General features: G+C 69.4%; 16 protein-coding genes. 9 read left to right on the top strand and 7 right to left on the bottom strand.

Annotated elements, in window-relative coordinates; genetic code table 11:
• The first annotated feature begins 11 nt into the window (after window positions 1–11).
• The 4 genes from IMZ11_RS23025 (at window position 12) to IMZ11_RS23040 (ending at window position 4,624) form a co-directional block, all read left to right on the top strand.
• Window positions 12–683, top strand: coding sequence for a GntR family transcriptional regulator (locus IMZ11_RS23025; RefSeq protein ID WP_228644422.1), 672 nt, complete (start codon window positions 12–14; stop codon window positions 681–683).
• Between the two features lie 11 nt (window positions 684–694).
• Window positions 695–1,726, top strand: coding sequence for an ABC transporter substrate-binding protein (locus IMZ11_RS23030; RefSeq protein ID WP_228644423.1), 1,032 nt, complete (start codon window positions 695–697; stop codon window positions 1,724–1,726).
• A gap of 13 nt (window positions 1,727–1,739) precedes the next feature.
• Window positions 1,740–2,600, top strand: a complete 861-nt coding sequence (locus IMZ11_RS23035; RefSeq protein WP_228644424.1) for an ABC transporter permease — start codon at window positions 1,740–1,742, stop codon at window positions 2,598–2,600.
• A 137-nt stretch (window positions 2,601–2,737) separates the two neighbouring features.
• Window positions 2,738–4,624: a hypothetical protein gene (locus tag IMZ11_RS23040; RefSeq protein WP_228644425.1), complete on the top strand. Its 1,887-nt coding sequence runs from the start codon at window positions 2,738–2,740 to the stop codon at window positions 4,622–4,624.
• A gap of 302 nt (window positions 4,625–4,926) precedes the next feature.
• On the opposite strand, the gene IMZ11_RS23045 is transcribed toward IMZ11_RS23040, so the two are convergent.
• Window positions 4,927–5,634: a YoaK family protein gene (locus IMZ11_RS23045; protein WP_228644426.1), complete on the bottom strand. Its 708-nt coding sequence runs from the start codon at window positions 5,632–5,634 to the stop codon at window positions 4,927–4,929.
• A gap of 225 nt (window positions 5,635–5,859) precedes the next feature.
• Between IMZ11_RS23045 and IMZ11_RS23050 the strand changes: the two genes are divergently transcribed.
• On the top strand, window positions 5,860–6,411 hold the full coding sequence (locus IMZ11_RS23050) for a YciI family protein (RefSeq protein ID WP_228644427.1): 552 nt from the start codon (window positions 5,860–5,862) through the stop codon (window positions 6,409–6,411).
• Window positions 6,412–6,445: 34 nt separating this feature from the next.
• Here the strand turns inward: IMZ11_RS23050 and IMZ11_RS23055 are convergent, their stop codons facing one another.
• Window positions 6,446–6,583 carry a hypothetical protein gene (locus IMZ11_RS23055; protein ID WP_228644428.1) on the bottom strand — a complete coding sequence of 46 codons (138 nt, stop codon included), beginning with the start codon at window positions 6,581–6,583 and terminating at the stop codon, window positions 6,446–6,448.
• A gap of 112 nt (window positions 6,584–6,695) precedes the next feature.
• Between IMZ11_RS23055 and IMZ11_RS23060 the strand changes: the two genes are divergently transcribed.
• Both IMZ11_RS23060 and IMZ11_RS23065 read left to right on the top strand, forming a co-directional pair.
• The gene (locus IMZ11_RS23060) at window positions 6,696–7,850 is read left to right on the top strand and encodes an RtcB family protein (RefSeq protein WP_228644429.1); all 1,155 of its coding nucleotides are present in this window, start codon (window positions 6,696–6,698) and stop codon (window positions 7,848–7,850) included.
• Between the two features lie 190 nt (window positions 7,851–8,040).
• Window positions 8,041–9,066 (top strand): YafY family protein, encoded by a 1,026-nt coding sequence (locus IMZ11_RS23065; RefSeq protein ID WP_228644430.1) that lies wholly within the window; start codon window positions 8,041–8,043, stop codon window positions 9,064–9,066.
• Window positions 9,067–9,096: 30 nt separating this feature from the next.
• On the opposite strand, the gene IMZ11_RS23070 is transcribed toward IMZ11_RS23065, so the two are convergent.
• Window positions 9,097–10,254 (bottom strand): FAD-dependent monooxygenase, encoded by a 1,158-nt coding sequence (locus IMZ11_RS23070; protein WP_228644431.1) that lies wholly within the window; start codon window positions 10,252–10,254, stop codon window positions 9,097–9,099.
• An 89-nt stretch (window positions 10,255–10,343) separates the two neighbouring features.
• Here IMZ11_RS23070 and IMZ11_RS23075 point away from each other — a divergent pair, with 89 nt between their 5' ends.
• On the top strand, window positions 10,344–11,027 hold the full coding sequence (locus IMZ11_RS23075) for a TetR/AcrR family transcriptional regulator (protein WP_228644432.1): 684 nt from the start codon (window positions 10,344–10,346) through the stop codon (window positions 11,025–11,027).
• Between the two features lie 39 nt (window positions 11,028–11,066).
• Here the strand turns inward: IMZ11_RS23075 and IMZ11_RS23080 are convergent, their stop codons facing one another.
• The 4 genes from IMZ11_RS23080 to IMZ11_RS23095 form a co-directional block, all read right to left on the bottom strand.
• Complete coding sequence (locus tag IMZ11_RS23080; protein WP_228644470.1) at window positions 11,067–12,296, bottom strand: RNA polymerase sigma factor; 1,230 nt, start codon at window positions 12,294–12,296, stop codon at window positions 11,067–11,069.
• Between the two features lie 14 nt (window positions 12,297–12,310).
• Window positions 12,311–12,700: a YciI family protein gene (locus IMZ11_RS23085; protein ID WP_228644433.1), complete on the bottom strand. Its 390-nt coding sequence runs from the start codon at window positions 12,698–12,700 to the stop codon at window positions 12,311–12,313.
• Complete coding sequence (locus IMZ11_RS23090; protein ID WP_228644434.1) at window positions 12,697–13,125, bottom strand: hypothetical protein; 429 nt, start codon at window positions 13,123–13,125, stop codon at window positions 12,697–12,699. The genes IMZ11_RS23085 and IMZ11_RS23090 overlap by 4 nt, the downstream gene beginning before the upstream one ends.
• A gap of 235 nt (window positions 13,126–13,360) precedes the next feature.
• On the bottom strand, window positions 13,361–14,149 hold the full coding sequence (locus IMZ11_RS23095) for an AraC family transcriptional regulator (protein ID WP_228644435.1): 789 nt from the start codon (window positions 14,147–14,149) through the stop codon (window positions 13,361–13,363).
• Between the two features lie 116 nt (window positions 14,150–14,265).
• On the opposite strand from IMZ11_RS23095, the gene IMZ11_RS23100 reads away from it, so the two are divergent.
• Complete coding sequence (locus IMZ11_RS23100) at window positions 14,266–14,622, top strand: VOC family protein (protein ID WP_228644436.1); 357 nt, start codon at window positions 14,266–14,268, stop codon at window positions 14,620–14,622.
• The last annotated feature ends 8 nt before the right edge of the window (window positions 14,623–14,630 follow it).

Below are 14,630 nucleotides of genomic sequence, written 5' to 3' on the forward strand. Positions count from 1 at the left end.
AGGTGATCAAGATGAACGTCAACAACCAGGACCAGGCCCTGGAGCCGGGCAAGGCCACCCGTTCCGCGTACGAGGGGCTGCGCTCCCTGCTGCTGTCGGGCAGCATCGAGCCGGGCACGCGGCTCACCGAGGCGGAGCTGACCTCGCTCTTCAACGTCTCGCGCAGCACCATGCGCGCCGTGCTGGTCCGGTTGACCCAGGAGGGCTACGTCACCAGCGAGGTCAACCGCGGGGTACGGACTCGAAACTTCTCTCCCGAGGAGGCAGCCGACATCCTCGAGGCGCGCGAGGTGCTGGAGTCCGCCCTGGCGGGCAAGGCCGCCGAGCGGGCCACCGAGGAGGAGATCCGCGAGCTGCGCGCCACTCTCGAGGAGATGGCGGACTGCCAGCAGCGCGGCGACCAGGCCGGTTACTCGCGCGGCAACCGCAGATTCCACCAGCAGGTGAAGGCGGCCGCCCACCAGGAGACCCTGGCACGGGCCTACGACACCCTGCTGTACCCGCTGGTCATGCGCCAGTACCGCAACCTGTCCGTCCAGCACCCGAGGACCGGGTCGCTGGAGGAGCACCAGGCGATCCTGCTGGCCATCGTCACCCGCAATCCGGACGCCGCCGCGGCCGCGATGCGCCACCACGTCGCCTCCGCCCGCCGAGCACTGCTGCTGCAGACGGCAACCGAATGACAGGAGATCACATGGGACACCACCTGCGGGCCTCAACGCTCGCGACCACCCTGGCCCTCGGCCTCACCCTGACGGCCTGCGGCGAGTCGGGATCCGGTCAGGGCGACGGCCTGACCACGGTCACGGTCGGCGCGGGAGACAACATCATGGACCTGCCGATGCAGGTGGCCGAGGCCAACGGTTACTTCCGCAAGCACGGACTCCAGGTGAAGTTCGTCTCGACGAACGCCTCGACCGGCCCGGCAGCTCTCGAATCCGGTTCGGTGCAGTTCCTCAATTCCAGCCCGACCGGCTTCCTGTCCGCTCTGGCCAAGGGCGTCCCCCAGGTCGCCGTCGCCGCGGACGGCCTGGGCAACCCGATCGCCATCGTCGTCAGCAAGAAGTTCGCCGAAGCCAACATGATCACCGCCGACACCCCGCCGGAGCAGGTGGCCAAGGTGCTGGGCAACTCCATCGGCGGCGCCAGTTCGGCCAACACCAAGGCTCAGGCAAGTCAGTTCCTCAAGGCCCGCGGCGTCGACCCCGCCCAGGTGAAGTGGGTGCAGCTGCCGAGCCCGGCAGCGAACAAAGCCGCTCTCAACAGCGGCCAGATCGACTGGTTCATGACCGGCCAGCCGACCCCGCTGTCCATCCAGCTCGCCGGGGAGGGCGTCGTGGTGGCGGACCCGTTGCGGGTCCCCGAGTGGTCTCCCGAACGCGCCGGCTACGGCGAGTTCGTGGTGGCGCGCAAGGACTACCTCGAGAAGAACCCCGAAACCGCCAAGAAGTTCGTCGCCGCGGTCCAGGACGCCACGGCCTACATGAACGCGCATGTGGACGACAAGGAGCTGCTGGACATCGCCGCAAAGGCGATGAAGGGCACCCCGGCGCCGGCGCTGCAGGCCAGCCTGAAGCAGGTCGGCTGGCCGACGAGCGTCGCGATGAACGACGCGGAGTGGAAGAAGACCCTGGACTTCGTCAACGGCCTCGGCGTGCTCCCCAAGGTGATGACCGTCACCCCGAACGACTGGACCAACAAGCACACGCCGTCCGGCGGCGCGTGACAAGGAGCGGAACATGGTGGCTGCCACCGACAGAACCGTGGAGAAGGCCGAGGGTGCCACCGCGACCAGGCGGAAGACGGATTGGCGCGAGGGCCGGGTCACGCTGGTGGTGCTTCGCATCGGGGTGATCGCGCTCGCGCTCCTCCTCTGGCAGGTGCTGAGCGGGCCGGTCCTGCCCGAGTACGCGGTCAGCATGCCCACCGAGGTGGCGCAGGCACTGGGCAAGATGCTCGGCTCCCCGGAGGGGTGGATCGACATCCGGACGACGGTCATCGAGGTGGCGGCGGGCTTCGGCCTGGGCGTCACGCTCGGCGCCGTGATGGGCCTGCTGCTGGGCTCCTTCCCGCTGGCCGGCCGGGTGCTGGAGCCCCTCATCGCCGCCTTCAACGGCATCCCCAAGATCGCCCTCGCCCCGCTCTTCCTGCTTTTCTTCGGCATCGGCGCCTGGTCGAAGATCACGATCGCGATGATCGGGCCGGCGTTCGTGATGTTCTACAACGTCTACCTCGGCCTGCGCCTGCGGGATCGGGAGCTCGTCGAGATCGTGCAGGTGATGGGCGGCCGCCGGCTCCACCTGCTGGTCTACGTGACGATCCCGACGTTGGCCGCGCCGTTCTTCGCCGCGCTCAAGACCGGCGGCCCGCTGGCCATCCTGGGCGTCATCGGCGCCGAGTTCATCGCCTCCACCGAGGGGATCGGCCATGGGCTGTTCACCTCGGCGATGAACCTGGACGCGGCCACCGAGTTCGCCGGCCTCATCGTCCTGGTCGCGATGACGCTCATCCTGAACGGGCTGCTTACCTCGCTCGACAAGCTCGCGCTCAAGCGCCTCGGACTCATCACCCGCCGCCGCCCGGTGGCGGAGCAAACGTGACGCCCCGCCGGGCCTGAGCTCCTCGGCTTTCCAGGAAAGTCCACGAAGCGCGGCACCCGGATTCGGCGGGCGCATACATCCCCGGCGGGATTCAGCCGTCCACATGGAAAGGAACAGGTACAGCGATGGACAACGGTATGAGACGTCGAACGTTTCTGATGGCCGGAGCGGCCACCATCGGCGCCACCCTGCTGCCCACGCCCTTCGCCGTGGCATCTGCCGGCGAGCACAAGAAGGGCGTGATGCTGATGAACCGGATCGGCCCGTCAGCATCGACCCTCTACATCTCCAACCTCGACGGCTCGAACGAGCGCTCCCTGCTGGGAAACACCTCGTACGACTACCACGCCGGCTTCGCCGCCGACGGCCAGTCGTTTGTCTTCACCTCGGAACGGACAGGCGACGGCAACTCCTGCCTCTACCAGGCTCGTATCGACGGAACGGGCATCCAGTCACTGGCGGTCGGCTCGGCGGTGTACGACTGCGGCGTCCTTTCCCCGGACGGAACCAGGCTGGCCTTCGTCTCCACCCGCGGAGACCACAAGGCGCACATCTGGGTGCTCGACCTGCGTACCAAGAAGCTCAAGAACCTGACCGACAGTCCGGAGGTCGCCGGCGATCCCGCCTCGCCCGACGGGCACTTCCGCCCCTCCTGGTCGCCCGACAGCCAGTGGATCGCCTTCTCCAGCGACCGCAACACAGCCTGGTCAGGACACAACGACGGCCGCGGCTGGGAGCACACCCAGGAGCTCAGCATCTACGTCATCCGACCGGACGGCACCGGCTTCCGGCAGATCGCGACCAAACAGGGATACTGCCTCGGCTCGCCGAAATGGTCACCGGACGGCCGCCGGGTCGTCTTCTACGAGATCACCAGGGAGAACACCTGGTACGCCCACCGTCCCGAGGGCATCGGGACAGCCGAATCCCAGATCGTCTCGGTCGATGTCGCGACGGGGGAGCGTATCGAGCACACCTCCGGCCCCGGCCTGAAGGTCGCGCCCCAGTTCGTGAGCGCCACCGAGATCGGCTACCTCGTCAAGGGAGGCCCGAACGAGGGCCTGGCCTACACCTCCGGCACGATCGCGCCCGTCAAGCGGGCGCTGCGCTCGCCGGTATGGTCGCCGGACGGGACATCGGTGATCTACGAGAAGACCAGCTGGACGATCCGCCCGCTCGACACGCCGCTCTACAGCTGGGATCCGGACTGGGACTACCGCTTCTGCGACGTCTTCCCCGTCCTGTCCCGGCAGGGTCGCCTCGCGTACACGGACAAGCAGCTCGGCCACTCCTCGATCATCACCATGAAGCCGGACGGCTCTGATCAGCGCCTCGTCTTCGACAGCAACGGCAAGGGCCTCGACCCGTCCATGGTCGCCAGGGGCCTGGCCGGCGCGTTCCGTCCCGCCTGGTCGCCGGACGGCGAATGGATCGCCTTCGGTCTGGGCGGCTGGTTCTTCACGCGCGCGACGAGCACGGCCGCGGTGGCCCGGGTACGCAGTGACGGCTCGGCATGGGAGGTGCTCACCGACGGCACGACCAACGCCGGCTTCCCCAGCTATTCGCCCGACGGCAACGAGATCGTCTATCGCATCTGGGGGACGGAGAACAAGGGTCTGCGCATCCTCAACCTGACCACCGGCGAGGCTCGCGTGCTCACCGACGAGTACGACAACCTGCCCGACTGGTCCCCGCTTCACAACCTCATCGTCTTCACTCGCAAGACGAGCGCGACCGACTTCGACGTGTGCACCATCCGCCCCGACGGAAGCAACCTGCGGATCCTGACCTCCGGCAGTGGCGCGAACGAAGGCCACGCTGTCTGGAACCACGACGGGCGCATCCTGTACAACAGCGGCGTGTACGGCTTCCGGGACGAAGCGGCGCTGTACGACAACACGTTCCAGCCGTACGGCCAGATCTTCATCATGAATGCGGACGGCTCCGGCAAGAGGCTGCTGACCGACAGCGTTTGGGAGGATTCCATGCCGATCTACCTGCCGAAGAGCGTCCTGTCCCAGTGAGTCGCTCCTCTCCGCCGAGCGAGCAGAACGGGCCGGCTACACCAGGCCGAGTTTGGCGCTGTCGGCCACCGAGACTCGGTGGCCGACGAGCGGACCGTGGACTGGTTGAGCTCGGCCCCAGCGAGGCTTCTCCGCGAGTGCCGGCAGTCCCCCCTCACTCTCCGCGGCCCATCATGTTGTTCTTCGGGGGAAGTACGGGTACCTGCGCCGATCTGGAGTCCGAGGAGGTCTGCGTCTCCCTGGAGGTCGCCCTGATGGCCCTGGACGCCATCCGCGGCTGACGCTCCGGGGTCTCGTCCGGGTCAGCCGGTGACCTCGGCGGTGGTGACGGTGGCTGACGTGCGCGTGGGCGTGAAGAAGCGCGAGGCGAGCAGGACGGTGCCGACGCACGCGAGCTGGAGAAGCGGGGCCACGACCGGCGCGCGCAGGGCGAGCAGCCCACCGAGTGTCGCGCCGCCGATCAGTCCGAGCAGCAGCAGCGCGCTGAGCTGAACGTCGCGCAGCGGCTTGCCCGCCGTCAACCGCATCACCAGCGTGGTCAGCGTGCCGGTGAGGTACGTCGTGGAGAGGCCGGGCACCCCGAACCGCTGCACGCTGCTGCTCTGGATGCCGAGCGCGCACGCGTTGAGCGCCAGCAGGCCGAGTGCCCCCGCCTCCGACACGTCGCCGCCCGCGAACATCCAGAACGCGGCGTACAGCACGAGCACGGCGAACTCGACGGTGAGCGCCCGGCTGATCTGGGCGGGCCAGACCGGGTCGTCGGGACGGGCGCTGCCGGCCAGCCGATGGCCCACCGCGCAGCCGATCACGAAGCAGATGATCGCCGCGCCGGCGTGCAGGGCGAGCGACCCGTCCCCTTGAGCACCCGAAACGCCGAGGAGCACCATGTTCCCGGTCATCACGCTGGTGAAGGCACCGCCCAGGAGGAGCAGGCCGATGGCGTCGGTCGCGCCACTGTTCAGGGAGAGCAGCACGACCAGCAGGTCACGCTTGCGGGAAGCACCAGACAAGAGAACTCCTAGGGGATTCAAGGCATGAGGTTACACACGCCCGAACCAACCCAGGAAGTGCTTGTATGTCCTGTATCCCGCGCCTCGCATTGACGTTCATTCAGCGCGTGCGCGACGCGCTACCGTCGGCCGAGTGCCGCGGCATCGAGGGCGTCGATGCCGCCGGACATGGTGGTGCGGATGTGTTCGTGCGAGGTGATCCGGTGGTGGGTTGAGACTAGGGACATGGAGTTCTTCTGCTATCACCGAGACCGGCCAGACTCCGTAGCGCTGCGCGATGATCTTCTGGAAGAGCATTGGTCCTATATGGACCGGTACGCCACGGAGATGATCGCGCGGGGCCCGACCCTCGCCGACGACGGCGACACACCCACCGGCAGCGTGCACATCGTCGGCCTGCCCGATCCCGTCGCCGCCCGCGCGTTCGCCTTCGACGAGCCGAACTACCAGGCCGGCGTGTACCGGGACGTGCTGCTGCGACAGTGGCGCAACACGCTGGGGCGCACCATGTGGGACTTCTCCGGCGGCCGGACCGGCGGCAACCGGTACCTGGTACTCGGCCTCGGCACGGGGCAGGCCGCCGACCTCGCCGTGCCGCCCGACCAGGACGACCTGATCGCGTACGGGCCGCTGCTGTCCGACGACGGCACCGCGTGGCTGGGTACGGCGGCGCTGGTCCGGGCGCCGGACCCGGACACGGCACGCGCCATCCTGACCCCGGACCGGTACGCCGACATCGAGGTGCACAACTGGCAGTTCGGCGGGCGGCCGTCATGACGGCCCGGACCACCTCTCGCCGCTCCCGTCCGGGTCACCCGCCGAGGCCGAGATCGCCCATGCCCACGACCCGCGCGGACGAATAGTCGGCACCCGCGTGCCGGTAGCCACTCACGACCCTGCTCGACAACGAAGCGCGCCGGGACAACCGCCACGCGAAGAAGGCCCGCACGTCCCCGTGAGGATGTGCGGGCCTTCTCTGTACAACCCGGCCACAGATCAAATGAGTCGTGCCCTCCACGCCAACCGGTGCAGACTGAGCAAGGACACAAAGGAGACCCCTCATGCCGAACCAGGTCGCCCCCAACCTGCTCTCATGGGCCACCGACATCGAGCCCGGCACGATCGAACAGGCTGCCCGCGCCGCCCGTCTCCCATTCGTGCCAGGCCATGTCGCATTGATGCCGGACGCGCACGTAGGCATGGGCGCCACCGTCGGCTCCGTCATCCCCACCCAGGGCGCGATCATCCCGTCCGCTGTGGGCGTCGACATCGGCTGCGGCATGGTCGCAACCGAGACGACGCTGACCGCCGCCGATCTGCCCGACAGCCTGGGCGCGCTGATGCCGCTTGTGGAACAGGGCATCCCCGCCGGCGTCGGGAAGGGCCACGACGATCCCACGGTCGATGGCGCGCTGGCCGACCTCGGCCGGCCGCACACCGAACTCACCGGCAAGCAGGAGAAGACGGTCGCCTGCCAGTTCGGAACCCTCGGCTCCGGCAACCACTTCGTCGAAGTGTGCCTGGACGAGCGTGACCGGGTCTGGACAGTGCTGCACTCGGGGTCGCGCGGGATCGGCAACCAGCTCGCCACCCGCCACATCGCCGAGGCCAAGAAGCTGATGGCTCAGTACTTCATCACCCTCGACGATCCGGACCTGGCCTACCTGGCCCAGGGCACCGACCAGTTCTGGGCGTACATCCGCGACATGCTGTGGGCGCAGAAGTACGCGATGGCGTCCCGGGCCCGCATGGACAAGGTCCTGTCCGCCGCGCTGTTTGCAGTGGTGGGCAAGGGTGAGCGTGTCCAGACCATCAACTGCCACCACAACTTCACCCAGCAGGAGCACCACCGCGGCCGGGACATGTGGATCACCCGGAAGGGAGCCATCAAGGCCGACGTCGGCGATCAGGGCGTGATCCCCGGCTCGATGGGCACCCGCTCCTATATCGTCCGGGGCCTCGGTAACCCTGCCTCGTACAACTCGTGTTCGCACGGGGCCGGCCGCCGGATGTCGCGGGGTGAGGCACGGCGGAAGCTGACCGCCGAGTCGCTCACGGAGGCGATGGGCGACCGCACGTGGAACGCCGACCGCGCGGGCGCTCTGGTGGACGAGCACCCGGAGGCCTACAAGTCGATCGACCAAGTGATGGAGGACCAGAAGGACCTCGTCGAGGTCGAGCACACGCTCCGCCAGGTGTTCAACTACAAGGGCTGAACGCGACGAAATGCGCCCCCGCCATCCCGAAGGATGACGCGGCGACGTCACGGACGTCAGCTGGACGAATGGTGCGCTGCTCCAGGTCTGGAAGTGCTCCCGTGGCTGTCGTTCCTGTTGTCTGGCACGAAACGGCAGCCGCGGGGGAAGCGGTCAGGGTGTGACCGCTTCCCTGGGCAATATTGGCGTCATGCCGAAAACCTCAGCGCGCCTGCTCTCGCTGCTCTCGCTGCTCCAGGTACGCCGGGACTGGCCGGGGGCGCTGCTGGCCGAGCGGCTGGACATCAGCCCGCGCACCGTGCGCCGCGATGTCGACCGCCTGCGCGAGCTCGGCTATCCCATACTGTCCACCAAAGGCCCCGACGGGGGATACCGGCTCGACATCGGCACGGAACTGCCGCCGTTGTTGTTCGACGACGGCCAGGCCGTCGCCCTCGCCGTCGCACTCCAGATCGCGACCACCACCGGCGCCGGCATCGAGGAAGCCGCGGCGCGCGCGCTGAACACCGTCCGGCAGGTCATGCCCGCACGGCTGCGCCGCCGCGTCGACACTCTCCAGGTCACCGCCGTCGAACGGCCCACGGCCCGACCGAACCCACAGGTCGACAGCGGCGTCCTCATGACGCTCGGCACCGCCGTCCACGCCCGCGAAGTGCTGCGCATCGACTACGCCTCCGCATCCCCACCAGAGGTGGACGACAACGGCGCGCAGACCCCGCCGCGCCGGGTGGAGCCCCACCACCTCGTCACCTGGGGCGGACGCTGGTACCTCGTCGCCTGGGACCTCGACCGCGACGACTGGCGCACCTTCCGCGCCGACCGGATCACCCCGCGCACCCCTACAGGGCCTCGCTTCACCCCACGTGAACTGCCCGGGGGGAACGTGGCCGCCTTCGTGACCAGTAGATTCCGGGGCTCCGACGGGTCCGGCGACTGGCCCTGCCGCGGCGAGGTGATCCTCGACCTACCCGCCGCCACCGTGTCCCGCCACACCCGCGAGGGAATCGTCGAGGAACTCGGCCCGGACCGATGCCGGCTCGTCCTGGGCTCGTGGTCATGGCCCGGCCTGGCCGCCACCATCGGCAGGTTCGACGCCGACATCGAGGTCATCGGGCCGGCCGAACTCAAGGCCGCCTTCGCGCGCCTGGCCCGCCGCTACGCCGACGCGGCGACCGACGGACCCTCCACACTCACCACCCCGCCCTCAGGCCGATGAGCGACGGGCACGCCGACCATGGCGTCAGGGTCACGCGACCGGCGACCCGCTGAACGCGCGCTTCAGCCGTGCGGCGACAGCCACTGCGGGCCACAGGCGGGTGGCCAGGTTCCGCGCCAGAATGCCGCGTCCTGTCGCGGGGACCATGAGCGCCGACGCCTGGCCGATGTTCCGCTGCTTGGGGTCCACGAGGCGTCGGTGCGCGGCCTCGTACCGGCGGAAGGCCGCCGCGGGGTCGTCCGGACTGTCGGCCAGCTCCCCGGCGAGGGTGAACGCCCCCGCCATTGCCATGGTGGAGCCGTCTCCGAACAATGACACGCAGGACGCCGCGTCGCCGAGAAGCGCGACCCGGCCGCTCCACCAGTGGGGAAGGCGCACCTGGCTCACCGAGTCGAAGTAGAGGTCGTCGACAGCACGCACACGCTCCAGCAGTTCCGGCGCCCGCCAGGCCACGTCCGCGTACGCGCCGGCCAGCATACGCTTGTGCTGCTCGATGTCGCGATAGTCGAAGCCCGGCTTCGCCGGGCTCCGATAGAGGAAGAACGCGAGGTCGCCGCCGGGCGTGGGACTGACGGCGACCGCCTTGCCAGGCGTGTTGTGCATAAGGATGTCCCGGCCGGCCCCGGCTCCACCGCCGAGCGGCGTCGTGGCGACGTAGAGGCCCATGTGGCGCACGAGCCCGCTCTCCTGCCCGAACACCAGGCGCCGCGTCACCGAATGCAGGCCGTCCGCCCCGATCACCACGTCGAAGCGGCGGGGCCCGGCGCGGTCGAAGGTGACCTCGACCCCGCGCGCATCCTGGTCGAGGGTCGCGATGGAGTCGTCGAAGAGGAACTCGGCGTGATCGCGGCTCGCCTCGTACAGGATCGACGCGAGGTCGCCGCGCGGCAGCTCGACCTCACCCGCCTGCTGCACGGCGCGCATGTCCATCCGGCCGAGACACCTGCCCGCCGCGTCGACGAAGGTGACGCCGGTCGTGCCGGTGGCCGCCTCGCGCAGTCGGGGCAGGATGCCCATCCGTCCGGCGACGTGCACGGCGGGTCCCCTGACGTCCACCGGGTTCCCGCTGGAACGTAGCCTCTCGGCGCGTTCGACGACGGTGACACGGAAGCCGTTCCGGGCCAGCCAGTAGGCCAATGTCGGCCCGCCGACGCCGGCCCCTGAGATCAGCACTGTCCGCTCGCTCATGACACCCCACTAACCGGATGATTTTCCTCCACTTGCCTTTACGGTAACCTAAGCGGAGGAAAATCGTCCAATTTTCAGTCGAGGTGGCAGTGAAGACGCGGAGCCCGCAGGACACGACGGGGCTGCGCGCCGACGCGCGCCGCAACCGGGACCTGATCGTCGCGGCCGCCAGAGAGCTGCTCGTGGAACAGGGCGCCGACGTGCCGCTGGAGGATGTGGCGCGCCGGGCGGGCGTCGGCATCGGCACGCTGTACCGCCGTTTCCCCGACAGGGACGCGTTACTCCGCGCCGTCTTCGAGGAGGGGCTTCGCCGCATGGCGGACCTGGCGGAGACCTCCTGGCGGGAAGAGCCCGACGCCTGGCATGCGCTGTGCCGCTTCCTGCGCGCCTGCACCGAGCTGCGGCTGGGCGTGCTGTCGGCGAAGCTCGAGCCGCACCTGCACCAGCGGCTCCGAGCCGGCCCCGACCTGCACGAGATACGGCAGCGGGTGATCGCCGGCGTCCTCCGGATGACCGAGCAGGCACAGGCGGACGGCGCGCTGCGCGGCGACATCGGCCCGGGCGACATCGCCCTGCTGATGACCCTGCACGTCTACACGCCGCCGGGCATGTCCGACGAGCAGGCCATGGCCCGCGTGGTGGAGATCATGCTGAACGGCCTGCGCGCCGATGCGGGATCGCCCCTTCCCGGGGCCCCGCTGACCGGCGACGACCTGCGCCGCTACACGGCCGTGGAGCGACCTCCCCCCACCCACGCGCGGCACGACGAGTAGCTCCCGGCCTGCGCGGATGAGTACCCGGCACTCGCCGTGTCAGCGCGTGTCCAGCCGGGCGGCGCGGGCCAGCAGGTAGTGGCGTTCGGGGAGGCTGGTCGTGAGCCGGGCCGCGGTGCGGTAGTCCGCGATCGCGGCCGCCCTGTCTCCGGCTTCCTCACGAAGGTGCCCGCGCACCGCGTGCAGCCGGTGATGGCCGGCCATCCGCTGGTCGTCGGCCACCGTCTCCAGGACGGCCAGCCCAGCTGCGGGGCCGTTCAGCATCGCCACCGCCACCGCGCGGTTCAACGTGACCACCGGGTTGTCGGCGAGCCGATCGAGCACCTGGTACAGGGCGACGATCTGCGCCCAGTCGGTGTCGTCGAACCGTTCCGCCTCGGCGTGCACGGCGGCGATGGCGGCCTGCAGCTGGTAGGGACCCGGCCGTTTGCGCGGCAACACGGCGGTCAGCAACGCGATGCCTTCATCGATCATCTCCCGGTTCCACCGGCCGCGGTCCTGCTCCGCGAGCGGGACCAGTTCGCCGTCCGGGCCGGTGCGGGCCGGGCGGCGGGCGTCGGTGAGCAGCATCTCGGCGAGCAACCCGCTCACCTCAGGCACGTCGGGCAGCAGCCGGTGCACCATCCGGGCCAGGCGGATCGCCTCGGTGCACAACTCGCCGCGGTGCAGCGACTCGCCCGCCGTGGCGGTGTAGCCCTCGTTGAAGATGAGGTACAGCACGTGCAGGACGACGTCGAGGCGACGTGCCCGATCCTGGTCATCGGGCATCCGGAACCGGCCGCCCGCTTCCAGAATGCGTTTCTTGGCGCGGGTGATCCGCTGCGCGAGCGTCGCCTCGGGCAGCAGGAGCGCGCGGGCGATCTCGGCGGTGGTCAGGCCGCCGACGGCCCGCAGGGTGAGCGCGACCTGCGCGGGGGGATTCAGCGCGGGATGGCAGCACAGGAACAGCAGCAGCAGGGTGTCGTCGCTGTCCCCGGCGGGCGGTACGTCGGCCGCAGGGGACAGCAGGTCGGCGGGCAGCGCGCGGAACGCCTCTTCCTGCTCTCGTCGGCGGCGGGCCTGCTCGCTGCGCAGCAGGTCGGTCATACGGCGGGTGGCGACCGTGGTCATCCAGCCCGCCGGGTTGTCCGGCAGGCCCTGGTCCGGCCACTGGGTCGCGGCCGCGAGCAGCGCCTCCTGAACGGCCTCCTCGGCGAGGTTGAAGTGGCCGTAACGGCGGGTGAGCAAGGCGAGGACCTGCGGCGCGAGCTCGCGCAGCAGGTCCTCCATCCGCTGAGATGTGGTCACATCTCCCGACCGGCGTCGTCCATGATCGGCCGCAGCTCCACCCGGCTCTGTACGATCGCGGCGAAGCGCGCGGCCAGCTCGACCGCCCGGTCGTGTGATGCCACGTCGATGATCCCGAACCCGGCGAGCACCTCCTTGGCCTCGGCATGCGGTCCGTCGGAGGCGACGGGCCGCCCGTCACGGATCTCCACCGTCATGGTGTGCGAGGGGTCGGCCAGCCCGAAGCCGGTGACCATCTCGTTGGAGGCCGCGAGGTCGGCGTAGAACTCCGACATGGCGCGGAAGTGCTCGGCGACCTCCTCCGGAGACCAGGCCGCCTCCTTGGCGCCGAGGCCGAGGGTGTCCCACGCCGACGCGTCGCCGAAGGTCATGATCATGTACTTCATCGGGTCGGTTCCTCCACCCGGGTCATGTTCGACTCGTAACCTCCGCCCGGCCACTGCCAGGCACCGGTGTTGCGCACACCGTCGACGTCGAACCGGCCGACGAACTTGGCCGGGGAGTCGACGCCGCCGTACCAGATCGTCAGAGTATCGCCCACGAGCTCGTATACGTACTCGAGAATCTCGCCATTCTCGCCGAAGAAGTGCGAACGTAGCTGGCCGCTTTCGGCGTGGAAACCGATGTACTCGACCCCGCGGGTGACCTCGTCGTTGTTGACGAGGGCGACATGCTGCACCAGGAAGCCGCCGCCGTCCATCCACTCGTAGCGGACCGTACCCGACATGCCGGGTCCGTCCATGGCCCAGGTGCCGACGAGCGGCTCCAGGCTGCGCAGAGTGTTCGTTGCCGTGTTCGTTGTCGTGTTCATGGTGTTCTCCCTCTGACGTGAAGGCCGCTGCCGTGCTCTCACCTCCTCTGTCGGAGACGTACGGGCGGTCTCGACAACTCAGCCGGAAATTTCTTCGTCCCATCGCGACAAGGTTCAACCGGGTGGAGAACGAACCGGGATCGCGCGGCGAGATGCTCGGGCGGGATGGTGAGTTCGGTGGCTCGCGACTCAGGTACCACCGTGACACCCGGCCCTGCGGCTCCCGGTCACGGCACTAGGAACCTGGGGCGAGTAGGCGACGCAGCGCGGTCGGCGTGTGTTCCAGGTGCTCGCGGACTGTGCGCGTGAGGTGCGCCTGATCGGCGAAGCCGAGGTCGGCGGCCAGATCGGCGAGGCTGGATTCGCCCGCCGCGAGCCGATCCATGACCTGGCTGACGCGAACGCGATTACGGTAGCGGGTCAGCGATACGCCCATATGGTGCGAGAAGACCCGGCTCAGCCGGTACGGCGAGACCCTCAGAAGCCCGGCCAGCGAGCACAACCTCGCCGCCTCCGGCGCCTCCTCGATGATCGCCTCACGGGCCGCCGCGACCAGTGCCCGGTCGGCGGGCCTCGTACGTCCGGCCGGCTGTCCGGCCGGCTGCCCTGCGGCCACCGCGACGAGACGGAGCAACTCCTCCGTGAGCGCATAGTCGATGTCGCCGCCGCCCGCGGCGGCGAGCAGACGACGGTGAGCCAGGTCGACGCGCGCCTCCACGTACACCGTCCTGCCGCCCGCGAGCCCCTCCCAGAGCCAGGGCGCGAAGCTCAGCGAGGTGCAGACGTCACCGCCGGCGGGGTGCGCGAACCGTTCCTCCTCCCCCGGGGCGCCCAGGTAGGCCACCGTCGAATCCAGATCGGCGTCCGCCCCGTCGGCCCACCGCCGGAACCTGCCACGCCGTACGAGCACCATTCGGTGGTCATCGCGCGTCTCCGGCTCCGACCATCGGGTGTGGTCGGCGCGGCACGCCACCGTGGTCACGGTGAACTCCGGCCGGGCGGCGAGGGTCACGGCTGACAACACGCCGCGGAGACTACGCCGAGGGTACGACAGAACGACCCGCAAGGATCTTCAAGACCCTTCGGTACGCGAGAGCGGATGCTGGGCGGGCAGGAAACGACATCCAAGGAGTCATGAATATGGCCGTCAACGCGGAGCTCACCGCGATCATCATCGACTGCGCCGCCCCGAAGGCGCTCGCCGAGTTCTACGGGAACCTCACCGGCTGGGAGATCACCCACAGCGACGACGACTTCGCCTACCTGGGCAGTGGCCCGATCCAGCTCGCCTTCCAGCGGGTCGTCGGCTACCGGGGGCCGGGATGGCCGGACGCCGCCAAGCACGCCCACCTCGACTTCAAGGTCACCGACCTGGACGCCACGACCAAGGACCTGCTCGCGCTCGGCGCGACCCTGCCCGACTATCAGCCCGGCGAAGGACAGTGGACCGTCCTCGCCGACCCCGAAGGACACCTGTTCTGTGTCGCCGCGGCCTGACCGGGAGT

Source organism: Microtetraspora sp. AC03309 (assembly GCF_020826795.1).
GTDB lineage: Bacteria > Actinomycetota > Actinomycetes > Streptosporangiales > Streptosporangiaceae > Microtetraspora > Microtetraspora glauca.

Bases quoted from the DNA above. Each gene is read 5' to 3' on its own strand.
- IMZ11_RS23025 (WP_228644422.1), top strand. From the start codon at position 12: ATGAACGTCAACAACCAGGACCAGGCCCTGGAGCCGGGCAAGGCCACC.
- IMZ11_RS23065 (WP_228644430.1), top strand. From the start codon at position 8,041: ATGCCGAAAACCTCAGCGCGCCTGCTCTCGCTGCTCTCGCTGCTCCAG.
- IMZ11_RS23090 (WP_228644434.1), bottom strand. From the start codon at position 13,125: ATGAACACGACAACGAACACGGCAACGAACACTCTGCGCAGCCTGGAG.
- IMZ11_RS23080 (WP_228644470.1), bottom strand. From the start codon at position 12,296: ATGGAGGACCTGCTGCGCGAGCTCGCGCCGCAGGTCCTCGCCTTGCTC.
- IMZ11_RS23100 (WP_228644436.1), top strand. From the start codon at position 14,266: ATGGCCGTCAACGCGGAGCTCACCGCGATCATCATCGACTGCGCCGCC.
- IMZ11_RS23035 (WP_228644424.1), top strand. From the start codon at position 1,740: ATGGTGGCTGCCACCGACAGAACCGTGGAGAAGGCCGAGGGTGCCACC.
- IMZ11_RS23030 (WP_228644423.1), top strand. From the start codon at position 695: ATGGGACACCACCTGCGGGCCTCAACGCTCGCGACCACCCTGGCCCTC.
- IMZ11_RS23085 (WP_228644433.1), bottom strand. From the start codon at position 12,700: ATGAAGTACATGATCATGACCTTCGGCGACGCGTCGGCGTGGGACACC.
- IMZ11_RS23050 (WP_228644427.1), top strand. From the start codon at position 5,860: ATGGAGTTCTTCTGCTATCACCGAGACCGGCCAGACTCCGTAGCGCTG.
- IMZ11_RS23040 (WP_228644425.1), top strand. From the start codon at position 2,738: ATGAGACGTCGAACGTTTCTGATGGCCGGAGCGGCCACCATCGGCGCC.
- IMZ11_RS23060 (WP_228644429.1), top strand. From the start codon at position 6,696: ATGCCGAACCAGGTCGCCCCCAACCTGCTCTCATGGGCCACCGACATC.
- IMZ11_RS23070 (WP_228644431.1), bottom strand. From the start codon at position 10,254: ATGAGCGAGCGGACAGTGCTGATCTCAGGGGCCGGCGTCGGCGGGCCG.